The organism is Candidatus Poriferisocius sp. (genome assembly GCF_965204015.1).
GTDB lineage: Bacteria > Actinomycetota > Acidimicrobiia > Acidimicrobiales > Bin134 > Poriferisocius.
Window position 1 is genome coordinate 2,021,689 of record NZ_OZ241965.1, and the last position, 13,349, is coordinate 2,035,037.

General features: G+C 64.6%; 14 protein-coding genes. 7 read left to right on the top strand and 7 right to left on the bottom strand.

Annotated features, from left to right (window positions below; all coding sequences use genetic code 11):
* Positions 1–9: 9 nt before the first annotated feature.
* Positions 10–297 (top strand): hypothetical protein, encoded by a 288-nt coding sequence (locus ACOGJC_RS09015; protein WP_419848172.1) that lies wholly within the window; start codon positions 10–12, stop codon positions 295–297.
* Here the strand turns inward: ACOGJC_RS09015 and ACOGJC_RS09020 are convergent.
* The 3 genes from ACOGJC_RS09020 to ACOGJC_RS09030 are packed head-to-tail and all read right to left on the bottom strand — an operon-like array spanning position 290 to position 3,871.
* Complete coding sequence (locus tag ACOGJC_RS09020; protein WP_419848173.1) at positions 290–1,687, bottom strand: MFS transporter; 1,398 nt, start codon at positions 1,685–1,687, stop codon at positions 290–292. The genes ACOGJC_RS09015 and ACOGJC_RS09020 overlap by 8 nt on opposite strands.
* Positions 1,684–2,667 (bottom strand): NAD(P)-binding domain-containing protein, encoded by a 984-nt coding sequence (locus ACOGJC_RS09025; protein ID WP_419848174.1) that lies wholly within the window; start codon positions 2,665–2,667, stop codon positions 1,684–1,686. The genes ACOGJC_RS09020 and ACOGJC_RS09025 overlap by 4 nt, the downstream gene beginning before the upstream one ends.
* Positions 2,668–2,695: 28 nt before the next feature.
* Positions 2,696–3,871, bottom strand: a complete 1,176-nt coding sequence (locus ACOGJC_RS09030) for a cytochrome P450 (RefSeq protein WP_419848175.1) — start codon at positions 3,869–3,871, stop codon at positions 2,696–2,698.
* A 110-nt stretch (positions 3,872–3,981) separates the two neighbouring features.
* Here ACOGJC_RS09030 and ACOGJC_RS09035 point away from each other — a divergent pair, with 110 nt between their 5' ends.
* Positions 3,982–5,229, top strand: a complete 1,248-nt coding sequence (locus ACOGJC_RS09035) for a cytochrome P450 (RefSeq protein WP_419848176.1) — start codon at positions 3,982–3,984, stop codon at positions 5,227–5,229.
* A 31-nt stretch (positions 5,230–5,260) separates the two neighbouring features.
* Here the strand turns inward: ACOGJC_RS09035 and ACOGJC_RS09040 are convergent, their stop codons facing one another.
* Positions 5,261–6,325 carry a class I SAM-dependent methyltransferase gene (locus ACOGJC_RS09040; RefSeq protein ID WP_419848177.1) on the bottom strand — a complete coding sequence of 355 codons (1,065 nt, stop codon included), beginning with the start codon at positions 6,323–6,325 and terminating at the stop codon, positions 5,261–5,263.
* Between the two features lie 133 nt (positions 6,326–6,458).
* Between ACOGJC_RS09040 and ACOGJC_RS09045 the strand changes: the two genes are divergently transcribed.
* Positions 6,459–7,229, top strand: a complete 771-nt coding sequence (locus tag ACOGJC_RS09045; protein ID WP_419848178.1) for an SDR family NAD(P)-dependent oxidoreductase — start codon at positions 6,459–6,461, stop codon at positions 7,227–7,229.
* 10 nt (positions 7,230–7,239) lie between these two features.
* Here ACOGJC_RS09045 and ACOGJC_RS09050 read toward each other — a convergent pair whose 3' ends face one another.
* Together ACOGJC_RS09050 and ACOGJC_RS09055 are read right to left on the bottom strand one after the other, a co-directional pair.
* Positions 7,240–8,061: a TauD/TfdA dioxygenase family protein gene (locus tag ACOGJC_RS09050; protein WP_419844677.1), complete on the bottom strand. Its 822-nt coding sequence runs from the start codon at positions 8,059–8,061 to the stop codon at positions 7,240–7,242.
* A gap of 4 nt (positions 8,062–8,065) precedes the next feature.
* Positions 8,066–8,560, bottom strand: a complete 495-nt coding sequence (locus ACOGJC_RS09055; protein ID WP_419844678.1) for a MarR family transcriptional regulator — start codon at positions 8,558–8,560, stop codon at positions 8,066–8,068.
* A gap of 114 nt (positions 8,561–8,674) precedes the next feature.
* Between ACOGJC_RS09055 and ACOGJC_RS09060 the strand changes: the two genes are divergently transcribed.
* The 4 genes from ACOGJC_RS09060 to ACOGJC_RS09075 all read left to right on the top strand — a co-directional run bounded on the left by ACOGJC_RS09060 (position 8,675) and on the right by ACOGJC_RS09075 (position 12,418).
* Positions 8,675–8,974 carry a putative quinol monooxygenase gene (locus tag ACOGJC_RS09060; RefSeq protein WP_419844679.1) on the top strand — a complete coding sequence of 100 codons (300 nt, stop codon included), beginning with the start codon at positions 8,675–8,677 and terminating at the stop codon, positions 8,972–8,974.
* Positions 8,975–9,058: 84 nt separating this feature from the next.
* The gene (locus ACOGJC_RS09065) at positions 9,059–9,358 is read left to right on the top strand and encodes a putative quinol monooxygenase (protein ID WP_419844680.1); all 300 of its coding nucleotides are present in this window, start codon (positions 9,059–9,061) and stop codon (positions 9,356–9,358) included.
* Between the two features lie 30 nt (positions 9,359–9,388).
* Positions 9,389–10,414: a hypothetical protein gene (locus tag ACOGJC_RS09070; RefSeq protein WP_419844681.1), complete on the top strand. Its 1,026-nt coding sequence runs from the start codon at positions 9,389–9,391 to the stop codon at positions 10,412–10,414.
* 81 nt (positions 10,415–10,495) lie between these two features.
* Positions 10,496–12,418, top strand: a complete 1,923-nt coding sequence (locus tag ACOGJC_RS09075; RefSeq protein WP_419844682.1) for a hypothetical protein — start codon at positions 10,496–10,498, stop codon at positions 12,416–12,418.
* A gap of 73 nt (positions 12,419–12,491) precedes the next feature.
* On the opposite strand, the gene ACOGJC_RS09080 is transcribed toward ACOGJC_RS09075, so the two are convergent.
* Entirely contained in the window at positions 12,492–13,274 is a 783-nt protein-coding gene (locus ACOGJC_RS09080) for an enoyl-CoA hydratase/isomerase family protein (RefSeq protein ID WP_419844683.1), read from the bottom strand.
* Positions 13,275–13,349 lie beyond the last annotated feature (75 nt).

A 13,349-nucleotide genomic window follows, 5' to 3' on the forward strand; every position in this document is an offset into this window, starting at 1 on the left:
AATTGAAGGATGCCTGAGCCAGAGAATGCCGAGGAACTGGCGGCAGGATCCGAACCCGGAGATGCCGAGGATCTGGAGTTCCAGTGGTCTGATCCTCGGGACTACCAGCCGCCAGAAGGGCTGATTCAAAAAGTCACGGGGTCTGCGGGCGGCTCGGCCATCGGCGCGGCCATGGTGGCTCTGGGGGAGATCTTGGAGCCGGAGAAGGTTCGGGTAGAGATCCAGCAGGAAGACGACGAGCCTGAGCCCGACATGCCCTTCACCATCGACTTCGGCGACCTCCCCCCGCTTACCTAGAGGTCCTCAGCTTCGGCGACCACCGAGCCGAGAAGGCCGACATCGAGGCGATGGCCGCGGCCAGCAAGAAGATGGCGAAGTACCGCTCGGATGAGTCGCTCGACCCCAGCACCGTGATCATGATGGTGATCCCGGTGGCTGCTCCAATGTGGCCGATCATCTGCAAGGCACCCGAGGCCACTCCGAGGTCGGCATCGTCCACCGAGTTGGCTACTCCAGCCACCGCGGCCGGTCGGATGGCACCCTGGCCAACTCCGGCTACGAACAACAGCACGATAACTCCGGCCAGCCAACCAGCCAGAATGGATGCCCCGGTCCCGGCCAGGGCTATTGCCATGATCACCGCCCCCGCAACCATGATCGTCCTCCCGCCCCAACGAGAATCCACCCGTCCGGCGTACCACGCCCCCGCGCTGAACCCCACCGGTCGGGCGATAAGGGCTGCTGAGATGCGGCTGACCTCGGTAATCCCGAAGGCTCCCTCCAGCATGAAGGGGGCGACAACGAACGTGCCCATGTAGGCCATATGGCCCAGGAACGTGACCAAGTTGGGAATGACGAATCCCCGTCGGCGAAGAAAGTCCAGGGGAAAGAGCGGGTCGGCGGTGTGGCGCTCAATGGCGGCAAACACCATCAGGGCTGTGGGACCGACCGCCAGGCCAGCCACCACCAGCGGATGGCCCCAACCCCATTCCGGACCTCGGTTGATGGCCATAAGCAGGCCGGCCACCGCCAGTCCCAGGCTGGCTGCGCCGCCGATGTCGAAGCGCACCTCGGGTTTGCGGGCGGTGTCGGGTAACAGCGGAATGGCAGCCAACAGTGCGATCATCGACGGCACCGCCTGAATGAAGAAGATGGTCCGCCAACCGAAGGCGTCCACCATGAATCCGCCGAACGTCACCCCGATGGCCGGCGACATAGCGGTGACCGCCGACCAGTAGCCCAGGGCCAGCGCCCGCTCCCGCCGAGCGAACACCGTCATGATGATGGCCATGGACGCCGGCAGGGTGGCCGCCCCGAAGAACTGGCCCAGCGTTCGCATCGCCACCAGCGAGCCGACATCCCACGCCAGCCCGGTCAGAACGGCAAAGCCGGTGGCCAACGCGTACCCCCACAAGTACAGCCTGCGGTGGCCGTACAGATCGCCGACCTTGCCGGCGATGGGCGTGCCCATGGCCATGGCGATCAGCGGAGCGGTCTGCACCCAGCTCACCGCGCTCTCCGTGGTGGTGAGATCGTTGGCGATCTCGGGCAACGACGCCGACAGCACGGTGATCGGGAAACTGGTCGAAGCGATGCCGGCCATGGTGAGACCGAGCACCGCCCAGCGATAGTTGGGCCAATCTTGGAACTGCCGGCGCCGACCAGTGAACTGGGAGCTGGTGCTCACCCCCCGGCCGCAGAACCGGCGTTCGGCCCCAGCTTGGCTCGCAAATCGTCTTCCACAGCCTTGATCAGCTCCCCGGCGTGCTGGTCGCGCAACTCGGCCAGGTGCGGCGCGCCAGCGGCCGACTCGGCGTCCCACTCATCGGCGAACCGACCTGAGGTGATGTCTTCAACCAGCTCTCGCATGGTAGCGGTCACGTCTACATGGTCGAACCGGCCCCGACGGGAGAGCTGGCCGTACTGGCTGGCCGGGGAATGGTGGTCGAGCTGGGCGACGAAACCCTCTTCCCGCAGCAATCGGTAGTTGCGCTCCACCTCGCCGGAGAAGAACAGCTCGGTGGTGATGGCCTCCAGCGGAATGCCCAACTCCAGCATGACCAGCACGAAATTCGTGTTCACGTGGGTCAGCACCGGTGACAGGAGCTGCTCGACGGCCAAATCCAGCACCGCCTCCTGATGGGGGGTCATTCCAATGGCCCCCTGGCGCAACCCGCCGATGGCCTGGGCCACCGCCAGCATCCGGGACTGGGCGGTGCCGGTGGCGTCATGATGCACTCCGACCGCAGTGATGAAGCCAACCCCTTCCTCATAGCAGCGCCGCACCTCGGGGCCCAGCATTCGGGGGGCGATCATGGCGATATCGCCGGCGGGGGCGAACCGGTCGAAGGCCAGGGTGTAGCCGCTGGCCACGATGGTGAGCGCATCGGGCCTCGGGGCCAGGCCCAGGTGGGGGATGGAGTCGTCGGGAATCAGCACGCAGATGACGTCGGCCGACGAGGCGTCGGCGATGTTCCCGGCATCGAACCCGTCGGCGATGGCCTGCTCGCGGGTCTCGTCGGCCCGCACATGCACCGACACCGAGAGGCCCGAATCCCGCAGATTCAACGCCCACGGCCTCCCCTGGTTGCCGTAGCCGACCACCGCCACCTGCTGGCCGTCCAGGGCGGCGAGATCGGCGTCCCGCTCGTAGAAGAAATCGGTCATGGCCCTACTCTCCCAAATCAGCCGTCGATCAGCCGAGGCGAGCCAGTAGCCGCGCCGGCCCGTAGAACATGGCATTGGGCAGCGGCTCCAACTCTTCGCTCGCCAGCCGAGGATGCTCGAAAGCGTCCAAGAAGGCATTGGCGGCAACCCGGCCCTCCAAGCGCACCAAGTAGGCACCGGGACAGATGTGGGGACCCAGACCAAAAGACAGATGCTGGCGGGCATTGGGGCGGTCGACGTCAAAGTCATCAGGTTCAGCAAAGACCGTCTCGTCTCGATTGGCCGAGGCCAAGCCGATGAACACTTGGTCGCCCTCTTCCACCGGAAAGCCGTCCAATTCCAACGGCTCCACGCAGTTCCGGACCATGAACTGAGTCGGAGAGTAGATCCTGAGGGCCTCCTCCACCGCGTTGGGCACCAGGGAACGGTCATCACGCACCCGGCCATACAGGGCCGGATCGCGCATAAGACTCCAGAGCAGGCCGCCGATCATGTTCCGGCTGGTCTCCGAACCGGCACCAAGCAGGAACATCACCTGGGTGCGAACTCCCAGGGGGGTCAGCGGTTTGCCGTCTTCCACCGGCTCGGTGAGCAGTCGGGTCAAACCGTCGTCGGGCCAGAGTTCCGAACTGGTGGCGAGACGAGCGTCGATGCGCTCGTCGACATAGGAGGCGAACTCGGGATGGAGGTCGCCCAGAGTGGTCCCGACGCCGGGGCGCATCTCCATGGCCCGCTGGGTCACCTCGTACGTCCAGCGGTAGAGCTGGGCGGCGTCTTCTACCGGCCAGCCCATGAGCCAGCAGATGGCACTGGACGGGACCAAATCGACGTAGGTGGTCATGACATCCACCGGCTCGCCGTCTGCCGACGCCATCTGGGCGCAGAGGTCGACGCACAGCTCGGTGAGAAACGGCTCGATCTCCTTGGCCCGGTACGACGCGATGAGGGTGTTGACCACCCGTCGGACGTGGCCGTGACGGGGCTCGTCCATGCCGTTGAGGGTCTGCTGTTCGGGATCTTCGGTGCCCGCCCCCACGCCGCCGGTGAAGTGCTCGATGGCGGGCAGGGCGTCAAGACACCCGACCCGGCTGGCCACATAGACCGGGCCATCGTCGCCCAATTGCGATACCGGACACTCAGCTCGCAGCTGGGCCATCGCCGCGAACCGCTTCTCCGGAGAAGTCATGTGGAGCAGATCGCTCATCGGGAGGATTATATGAACCGGCGTTGGCCCGGCCCCGAACGTGGGTTGGCGGCGCGGTAATCACCAAGCGGCGGACGGCGCGCTGGCCAGCGCCTGTGCCAGTATTTGGCATGAACGCCGCTGCGTCATCCGTCGTTCCGCTGGAGCCTCGGACGATCATCGATCCTGAGGTTTGGGCCAATCCCTATCCGCTCTACGAGCGACTGCGCCGGGAGCATCCGGTGTGGTTGGTGCCGGGGCTCGACATGGCCTTTGTGGCCACCCACGAGCTCATCGTGGATGCCCTCCGTCGAATCGACGACTTCTCCAACCACCTCGACGTGTTGCTGGCCACCGGCGACGACGGCAATCCCGTGCTGTTCCGCACCGACGAGTTCGGCGAGGGCACCACCACCCTGGCCACCGCCGATCCGCCTGAGCACACCGTTCACCGGAGTGTCGTGTTCCCCGAGCTGGTGGCTCGCCGCATGGAAGCCATGCGAGCCGAGATCGAGGCCTTCATCGACGAGCAGTTCGCAGCGGCCCATTCTCAGAACACCAGGGTGGAGTGGGCCAACACGGTGGCCCATCCCGTTCCCGCTCGGGTCATTGGGCGTCTGATCGGACTGCCCGACGAAAGCTGGCCCGATGTGATGGATTGGGCCCTCCAGGGCGGGCGGCTGTTGGCCGGCTTCCACACGCGAGAAACCATGAACGCCATCTCCCAGGACAACGCCCACTCGAGCCGCTTCTTGTACGCCAAGCTCGCCGAAGCCGGCAACAACCCGGGTGACGATCTGCTCGGGGTTTGCGCCAAGGCAATGGCCAACGGCGACATCAGCAGGGGCGAAGCCATCGGCACGCTCACGGTGCTCCTCGGCGCAGGCGGGGAGTCCACAGCATCGCTCATCGGCAACGCGGTGCGAATGCTGGCCGATGATCCCGCCCTCCAAGAACAGATCCGAGCTGATCACAGCCTCTTGGAGAACTTCATCGAGGAGGCCGTGCGGCTGGAGTCACCGTTTAGGGGCCACTACCGCCAGGTCAAGCGCGATTGCGAACTAGGCGGCGTGACCCTCAAGGCCGGCACCACCGTCTTTCTGCTGTGGTCGTCGGCCAATCGGGATCCTGCCGAGTTTGACCGACCCGACGAGGTGGTGCTGGACCGCCGAATCCCCCGCAGCCACCTGTCCTTCGGCCGGGGCATTCACCACTGCGTGGGCGCTCCGCTGGCCCGACTGGAGACCCTCTGCTCGCTAGAGCGCCTGCTGCAAGACACTTCGTGGTTCAGTTTGGCCGACGACGACTCACCCCGCTGGGAGAAGAGCATGTTCGTGCGCCGCCACGAATACCTGCCCTTGGATGTGACCTGGAATTAGGAAGCGGCCAATAGCGCGACCAAAGCGCCGCTCAAAGGGGTTTGCGGACCAAAAAACAGTACAGGGGCGAAAAGATGCCGGTTTTGCCTCCCGCGACATAGGCATTGGCGGTGCGGTCCATACGCCTGACGACCTCCGCGGTGCCCTTGGGAAAGACCCTGACCAATTCAGCCGTTTTGGTTAATCCGACCAGCGTCTTTCGGCCCAGTGGCGTCCTGCGCAGGGCGTTGCCAAGAGTATTGCGTTGACTGGCCATCGGCTGATACCACGGAGTGGTCAGACCATCCTCGCCAACGGCGTGGTCCCTTGCCTCGAGTATCTCAAATCCCACTGCTTCGAGGGCCTTGTCCACCTCGCCCATGGTCGCGATCTCATTGAGCGCGATGCCGTGCCTCAGTTCTTCCTTGATCCCCTGGTGCCGGTCGTTGTCAGGATCGAACTCGTCAGTCATGCACATTTCCTGACCCCACAGGAGGGCTCCGGGCTTCAGCACACGGAAGATCTCAGCAAATGCGCCCTCCTTGTCGGGTGCATGGCACGTCGACTCAATGGCGTATCCCCGGTCGAAGGTGCCATCGACGATGGCGCCCATGTCCATGAAGCTGCACGATAGGTACTCAACCATGTGGTCGAGCCCGGCCGCAGCATTCAACGACTTCGCCTTGTTTAGCTGGTACTCGCTGCTGTTGACTCCGACAACCTTGACTCCGGCGTCGCGGATGACCTGGCGCATCGGACCGCCGACCCCACAGCCGACATCGATCACCTTCATGCCTTCTTGCAACTCCAGCTTGGAGATCATCAGGCGTTGATGACGGAGCTTTGATTGCTCCAGGCTCTCCTGGGGAGACAGCGGCGCAAAGTGAAGTGATTCACCCCAACCGAACACCATTACCTCGGTGAAAAGGTCGTAGTACTCCTTGACGGTTATGGCGTGGTCGTAGTCTGCCGCGTCACCATCACCCGATGAAGCTCGATCCTCCCATCCATCGAACTGCTTTACCCGGCTACGGGCATCTGTACCTGAGTACGCGTCCTTCAGCCCGACGGACAGCTTGTAGAACTGCCTCAACTGCTTGGTGATCGGGTCCTGCATTCCCTACCCAACTAGAAACTCGTAGGCTGAGCGCGGCACTGCAATCAGCCCGCTTCGTCGGGTCACCGTAGCCGAACAAGCCGACTGCTCCCCAAGCGCAGCGCCAGCGGGGATGACCAGTAGTGTTCCGTGTGTGAGCGATCTCTCCGGCCGGACCGGCGGTGCGCTGGTCACCGGGGGCAGCGGCGGCATCGGCGCGGCCATCTGCGAGATGCTGGCCCAGCGGGGCTGTTCGGTGGCGTTCACCTACCGGTCGAACGCTGAGGCTGCCGAAGCGGTGGCCGCCGCGGTGCGGGTCGCCGGTGGGGATGCCCACATGGGAAACCCTGTGCTGGAAGATGCCGATGCGATGAGGGCGTTCGCCAACGAGGCCGCTGAGCGGCTGGGCGGACTGCACACCGTGGTGAGCGCGGCCGGACCCCACGTGCCCCAGATGTACCTATCGCAAACCGATCCCGCCCTGTTCGCCAGCCAGATCGAGGCCGATGTGATCGGTGCATTCAACCTGACCGTCGCTGGGTTGCCCCATCTGCGGGTCTCGGGCGGAAGCATCGTGTACGTCACTACCGCGGCCACCACCGTGTTCCCCAAGCGGGACGCACTGTCGTCGATCCCCAAGGGCGCAGTGGAGTCGCTCATGCGGGCGGTGGCCGTGGAAGAGGGCCGCTTCGGGATCCGGGCCAACTGCGTTGGGCCAGGCATGCTGGAGGACGGCATGGCCGCCCGGCTCATGGCCGACGGCGACCTGGACGAACGGGCCTTAGAAGTGGCCCGCACCAACATCCCCTTGGGCCGTTTCGGCAAGGCCGTCGATATCGCCGAGGCCGCCTGTTTCCTAGCCTCCGATGCCGCCAACTACATCAGCGGCCAAAAGCTCGATATCGACGGCGCGTTCACCATCTGATACCTCGCGCCTAGTCCCACTCCTCCACCGTTACCCGGTGCATGAGGCGGCGTTCTGTGTAGTCGGGGACGGCGAAGTGCTGGACGGCGCGGTTGTCCCAGAAGGCGATGGAATCGGAGGCCCAGCGGAAGCGGCACTGGAACTCGGGGGAGCGTACGTGGTTCAGCAAGAACGGCAGCAACACGTTGCTCTCGGCCTCGGTCACCCCCACCAGTCGGGTGGTGAAGTTGCTGTTCACGAACAGGGCCCTCCGTCCGGTCTCGGGGTGGACCCGTACCACCGGGCGGATCAGCTCCGGGTATTGGGCCTGCATGGTGTCCAAGTGCTCGCGGGCCAGCCCCTCATCGATGGCCCGGGTGAGGGTGTAGGTCAAGTCGTGGGCTGCTTCCAGATCGTCGAGCAACGCCCGCAGCGGTTCGGACAGCTCTTCGTAGGCCTTGTACATGTTGGCGAAGCAGGTGTCGCCCCCCACATCGGGCATCTCCACGGCTCGGAGGATGGAGCCCAGTGGCGGGTTGGGCATGTAGGTGTTGTCGCTGTGCCATCGGGCGGCCAATCCTCCCACCGGAGCCACCTGGTCGAGCACGGTTATGGCCGGGTGGGTGTCCAGCTTGGGGCCGAACGGGGCCACGTTGATGGGGCCGAAGCGGTGGGCGAAGGCCAAATGCTGGTCGGGGGTAATGGCCTGGTCGCGGAAGAACACCACCAAATGGTCGAGCAGCGCCTGGCGGATGGCGGCCACCACCGCGTCATCAAGCTGTTCGCGCAGGTCCACACCGTGGATCTCAGCCCCGATGTCGGAGGTCAGCGGTCGGATGTCCAGGCCGGTCATCGGGCTATTCGGCGAAGTCTCCCGCATCTCGGCGGAGCGTGTGGATGGCATCGTCCAGCGCACCCAGCGTGTCTGCCGACAGCCGGGCCAGGCCGAACTCGATGTCGGCCAGGGCATCGGCCGCTTTGGCTACCACCCGGCGGCCCTCCTCGGTGATCTCGGCCAGCACGGTGCGGCGATCGTCGGCGTGGGGCACCCGTCGAACCAGCCCGTCGCGCTCCAAGCGGTCGATGGCGTTGGTGACGCTGGTGGGATGGACCATCAGCCGATCGCCCATCTTGCCCAGTGGAAGCGAGCCTCGGCGGGAGAAATGGAGCAGGGCGAGGGCCTCAAATCGGGAGAACGTCAGGTCGAACGGCGCAAGGGCTTCGTTGATCCGCCCGATCACCAGTTGATTGGCGCGGGTAATCGACGTGGCTGCCGACATGGCGTCAACCGCTCGCCAGTTGTTGGCCTCCCAGTTGCGCCGGGCCTCACCGATGGGATCAAACGGCAGCATTCGACCGCCACTTTAGGGGACCGCTGCTCGGCGCACTCTGGTCGGCGGGCGATCCGTCTGCCTACTTCCCCAATAGCTACTGTGTGGCCGGTTGCCACACCCTGAGGAGCGTCCATGATCGTTGTTGCTGGTTCCGTTTCCGTTCCCCCCGAAAACTCCGAGGTATTCATGGCCGCCGCAGCCGATGTCTCTGCGGCGTCGCGAACCCTGGACGGCAACATCGACTACTGCATTTCGATGCAAGCCCCTGGTGTTTTCCGCTTCTTGGAGATCTGGGAGACCGAGGAAGCCATGATGGCTCAATTCGCCGGCTCCCACTTCGGGGCGTTCCAGGGCGCGGTCAGCGAACTGGGCATGGCCGGAATGGACGGGAAGAAGTACGAGGTCTCCTCGGTCGGCCCGCTGTTCGGTTAGCGGCATCGGCAACCTGCCCGATCGCGTTTTTCGCCGCCTCCCTGGCTACGCTGTGACCGCTCATCACCACTTTGAGGAGATTCCATGATCGTCATAGCCGGCACTGGCTCCCTTCCCCCCGAGAACACCGAGGCGTTCATGGCGGCCGCCAACGAAATGGCCGCCGCTTCCCGGGCCGAGGACGGCAACATCGAGTACGTCTTCTCGGTGGAAGCGCCGGGCAAAATCCGCTTTTTCGAGATCTGGGAGAGTGAAGAGGTGCTGGGCGCCCACTTCACCGCCCCGCATATCGCGGCATTCGGCGCGGCGATTAGCGAATTGGGCATCACCGGGATGGACGGGAAGAAGTACGAGGTTTCCTCGGTCAGTCCGCTGTTCGGCTAGCCCGTTCGGCCGCCCGTCGTCGAGGGTGGCGTGAAGAACCAACTGGAGACGGGCAGACTGGACACAGTGGAGGACTATTTCCAGCAATTGGTGCGCTCTTGGCGCAGCGTCACCTCCCGAACGGTGCGCGAGGCGGTGGCCGTGTTGTTGCTGTTGATCGTGGTGTTCGGATCGGGGTTCTCCGCACTCACCACCTACGCCGATCTTGTGGTGTTCGACGAGGACCGCTTCACCGAGGAACTCGCCGGGATCTTCGACGACGAAGACGTCCACAAAGTGGTGGCGGCATCATTCGTCACCACCACCGTGGAGATGGCTGATCTGCCGGTCACGCCCGCCGGCTCGGCCAGCGCCCAGCAGGTCATCCAGCAGGAGATCCCCGTGGTGGTGGGGGAGTTGCTCACCAGTGCGGACAACAACGGTCTGTTGGAAAGGGCAGTGCGCCAGGCTCATGGCGATGTACTGGCCGTTGAGGGAGGCACACTGGTGGCCAACCCACCCATCCGGAGTGTCGAAGTCGATTTGGGACCGATCTTCAATCAGGCGTTAGACCAGATCGTGGCCAACGAGGAGCTGGCCTTTCTGGGCACGGTGACGCCACCGGCCGACGCCGGCGTGGTAACCGTGCTCCAGCGCACGGAGCCGGGCGACCGATTCTGGGAGTTTCTGGGCCAACTGCAAGACCGGCGGTCCTCCACCATCACCCTGATCCTGCTGTGTGGCCTCGGCGCTCTGTTGATTTCGCCCTCTCGCACTCGGGTGTTGTGGAGCATCGGCGCCGGAATCGTCGCCATGGCTGGGATTTTGGGGGTGGGAATCTACGGAACCCGAGCGCTGCTAGCCGTGCTCATCGACAACTCCGACACCGTGCGGGCCGCCCAGTCGATCCACGAAGCCCTGCTAGGCGACCTGAGCGGCCGACTGATTGACATGGCCCTCCTCGGCGTCCTCATGATCGTGGTCGGCGCCGCCCTCGGCTGGCTCTGGCGCAAATTCGGCCCCACACCCCCCGAAGAAAAGGCCCTAGCCGTCTCCAAAAACCCCCCGATTGCCTGACCCGGCCGGCTGGAACAGCCCGGTTAGTCGGGCGAGATGGGGGAATTAGGATAGCCCGCCATGCGATCTAGGTGTCCGGCTGTGGTTGTCTGCTTCGTCGTGGCCCTCGGCGCGGTTGTCGCAGTTGGGCCGCCGGTATCAGCCCAGACCGGGGTTTCCGCTGAAGACATCGCGATGCGCGACCAGCTCATCGCCAACCAGGAGAATCTGCTGAATACCTACCGATGTCTGTTCGGCACCGACACCGATGTTGTCCCCGGCGGATGCCCCAACCCCGACACCATCTCCCCCGGCGCCGCCCCCCCGAACCCCACCCAAAACGACCTCGACGTCAGAGACGCTCTGATCCAAAGCCAAGAAGCCCTCCTCAACACCTACCGCTGCCAACACAACATCGACACCCAACTCGTCCCCAACGGCTGCCCCGACAGCCAACCCGAGACTGGCAAAACAACCCAACCAGACACCGCAAGGACTTACACCGCCATCGCAGCAGGCTATTGGTATTCGTGTGCCATCAGAACCGACGAAACCATCTCCTGCTGGGGCCGGAACAGAGAAGGCCAAGCCGACCCGCCCGCAGGCCAATACACCGCCATCGCAACAGGCAGCGCGCATTCGTGCGCCATCGCCACCGACAACACCATCTCCTGCTGGGGCCGGAACTCTTACGGCGAAACCGACCCGCCCGCAGGCCAATACACCGCCATCTCCGCAGGCAGCGCGCATTCGTGCGCCATCGCCACCGACAACACCATCTCCTGCTGGGGCCGGAACTCATTCGGCGAAACCGACCCGCCCGCAGGCCAATTCACCGCCATCGCAACAGGTCCCCACCATTCGTGCGCCATCGCCACCGACAACACCATCTCCTGCTGGGGCCGGAACTCTTACGGCCAGGCCGACGCGCCCGCAGGCCAATACACCGCCATCTCCGCAGGCAGCGCGCATTCGTGCGCCATCGCCACCGACAACACCATCTCCTGCTGGGGCCGGAACAGGGTGGGCCAAGCCGACCCGCCCGCAGGCCAATTCACCGCCATCGCAACAGGCGGCGACCATTCGTGCGCCATCGCCACCGACAACACCATCTCCTGCTGGGGCGAGAACTCCCTAGGCGAAACCGACGCGCCCGCAGGCCAATTCACCGCCATCGCAACAGGCAACAACCATTCGTGCGCCATCGCCACCGACAACACCATCGCATGCTGGGGACTCAATATCGGGTCGCCCGACGCGCCTGCACGCCTGTTCACCTACACCGCCATCGACACTTGGTGCGGCATCCGCACCAACCAGACCATCGCATGCTGGGGCGACAAAAGTGCGGCCCAGGTGAACCCGCCCGCAGGCCAATTCACCGCCATCGCAACAGGCAACTTTCATGCGTGCGCCCTCCGCACCGACAACACCATCGCATGCTGGGGCCGGAACAGGGTGGGCCAGGCCGACCCGCCCGCTGGCCAATTCACCGCCATCGCAACAGGCGGCGCGCATTCGTGCGCCCTCCGCACCGACAACACCATCTCCTGCTGGGGCTGGAACTCTTACGACCAAGCTGACCCGCCCGCAGGCGCCTACACCGCTATCGCAACAGGCCTCATCCATTCGTGCGCCATCGCCACCGACAACACCATCTCTTGTTGGGGCGAAGACGCGAACAACCGAACTGACCCGCCCGCTGGCCAATTCACCGCCATCGCAACAGGCGGCGCGCATTCGTGCGCCCTCCGCACCGACAACACCATCTCCTGCTGGGGCTGGACCTCTTACGACCAGGCCGACCCGCCCGCAGGCCAATTCACGGCCATCGCAACAGGCCTCGACCATTCGTGCGCCATCGCCACCGACAACACCATCTCCTGCTGGGGTCAGAACTCCTCCGGCCAGGCCGACCCGCCCGCAGGCCAATTCACCGCCGTCTCGGCAACTGACCACCATTCGTGTGCCCTCCGCACCGACAACACCATCTCCTGCTGGGGCCGCAGCCCCTACTACGACTAACCCGACGCGTCAATACGTGATGACTCAACTATTGAGGTAGAGCGACTCAATAATGAGTCACTTCGGGAGGCGACTACGACCCGGTGAATTCGGCTTTGCCGGGGCCGTTTTCTAGGAAGCTGGCTACGCCGGTGTGGGCGTCGTCGGTGTCGAAGCAGGTGGCGAAGGCTTCCACCTCTACTTCCAGGGCCTCATCTAGGGACAGGAAGTAGCCGTCGAGGATGGCTTTTTTGGCCAGAGTGATTGCCGCGGGGCCGGCGGCGTAGCGGGCGGCTAGCTTCACGGCCTCGTCGTAGAGCTGGTCGTCGGGATGAACGGCGCTGGCCAGTCCGATAGCCACGGCTTCGTCGGCCCTCACGTTTCGCCCGCTGTAGATCAGTTCTTTGGCTTTGGTGATACCCACTAGGCGGCTCAATCGCTGGGTCCCTCCCCCTCCGGGGATGAGGCCCAGCAGGATCTCCGGCTGGCCCAGCACCGCGCTCTCTCCCACCAGGCGGAACTCGGCGGCCATGGCCAGCTCGCATCCCCCGCCGAGGGCGTAGCCGTTGATGGCGCAGATGGTGATCTGCGGTAGCTGTTCCAAGGCCTGGAGGGCGTCGTTGATCCTCTGGCTGAGGTCCCGGCCCCCGGCGGCATCCATCCCCGAGAACTCGTTTATGTCGGCTCCGGCGGCGAACACCTTGGGTCCGCCCCAGATCACCACGGCTCGGATGTCGGTACGCCCGGCCAACTCGTCAGCGGCCTCGTGCAGCTCGGCCACGACCTGCGCGTTCAGGGCGTTGACCTTGGGATGGTCCAGCCGCAGAGTGGCCACCCCTTCTGCCGCACCGGTCTCAATCCGCACAAATTCGCCCATGACCACGCTCCTTGCTGTTCAGACTCGCCAACCGTATTCCTCCTGCAACGCGGGTACTCAGTTGTCCCGAAATGG

Excerpts from the sequence above, each read along its gene's own strand:
- ACOGJC_RS09015 (WP_419848172.1), top strand. The coding sequence starts at position 10 with ATGCCTGAGCCAGAGAATGCCGAGGAACTGGCGGCAGGATCCGAACCC.
- ACOGJC_RS09060 (WP_419844679.1), top strand. The coding sequence starts at position 8,675 with ATGATCGTTGTTGCTGGTTCCGTTTCCGTTCCCCCCGAAAACTCCGAG.
- ACOGJC_RS09030 (WP_419848175.1), bottom strand. The coding sequence starts at position 3,871 with ATGAGCGATCTGCTCCACATGACTTCTCCGGAGAAGCGGTTCGCGGCG.
- ACOGJC_RS09050 (WP_419844677.1), bottom strand. The coding sequence starts at position 8,061 with ATGACCGGCCTGGACATCCGACCGCTGACCTCCGACATCGGGGCTGAG.
- ACOGJC_RS09080 (WP_419844683.1), bottom strand. The coding sequence starts at position 13,274 with ATGGGCGAATTTGTGCGGATTGAGACCGGTGCGGCAGAAGGGGTGGCC.
- ACOGJC_RS09035 (WP_419848176.1), top strand. The coding sequence starts at position 3,982 with ATGAACGCCGCTGCGTCATCCGTCGTTCCGCTGGAGCCTCGGACGATC.
- ACOGJC_RS09040 (WP_419848177.1), bottom strand. The coding sequence starts at position 6,325 with ATGCAGGACCCGATCACCAAGCAGTTGAGGCAGTTCTACAAGCTGTCC.
- ACOGJC_RS09025 (WP_419848174.1), bottom strand. The coding sequence starts at position 2,667 with ATGACCGATTTCTTCTACGAGCGGGACGCCGATCTCGCCGCCCTGGAC.
- ACOGJC_RS09065 (WP_419844680.1), top strand. The coding sequence starts at position 9,059 with ATGATCGTCATAGCCGGCACTGGCTCCCTTCCCCCCGAGAACACCGAG.
- ACOGJC_RS09055 (WP_419844678.1), bottom strand. The coding sequence starts at position 8,560 with ATGCTGCCGTTTGATCCCATCGGTGAGGCCCGGCGCAACTGGGAGGCC.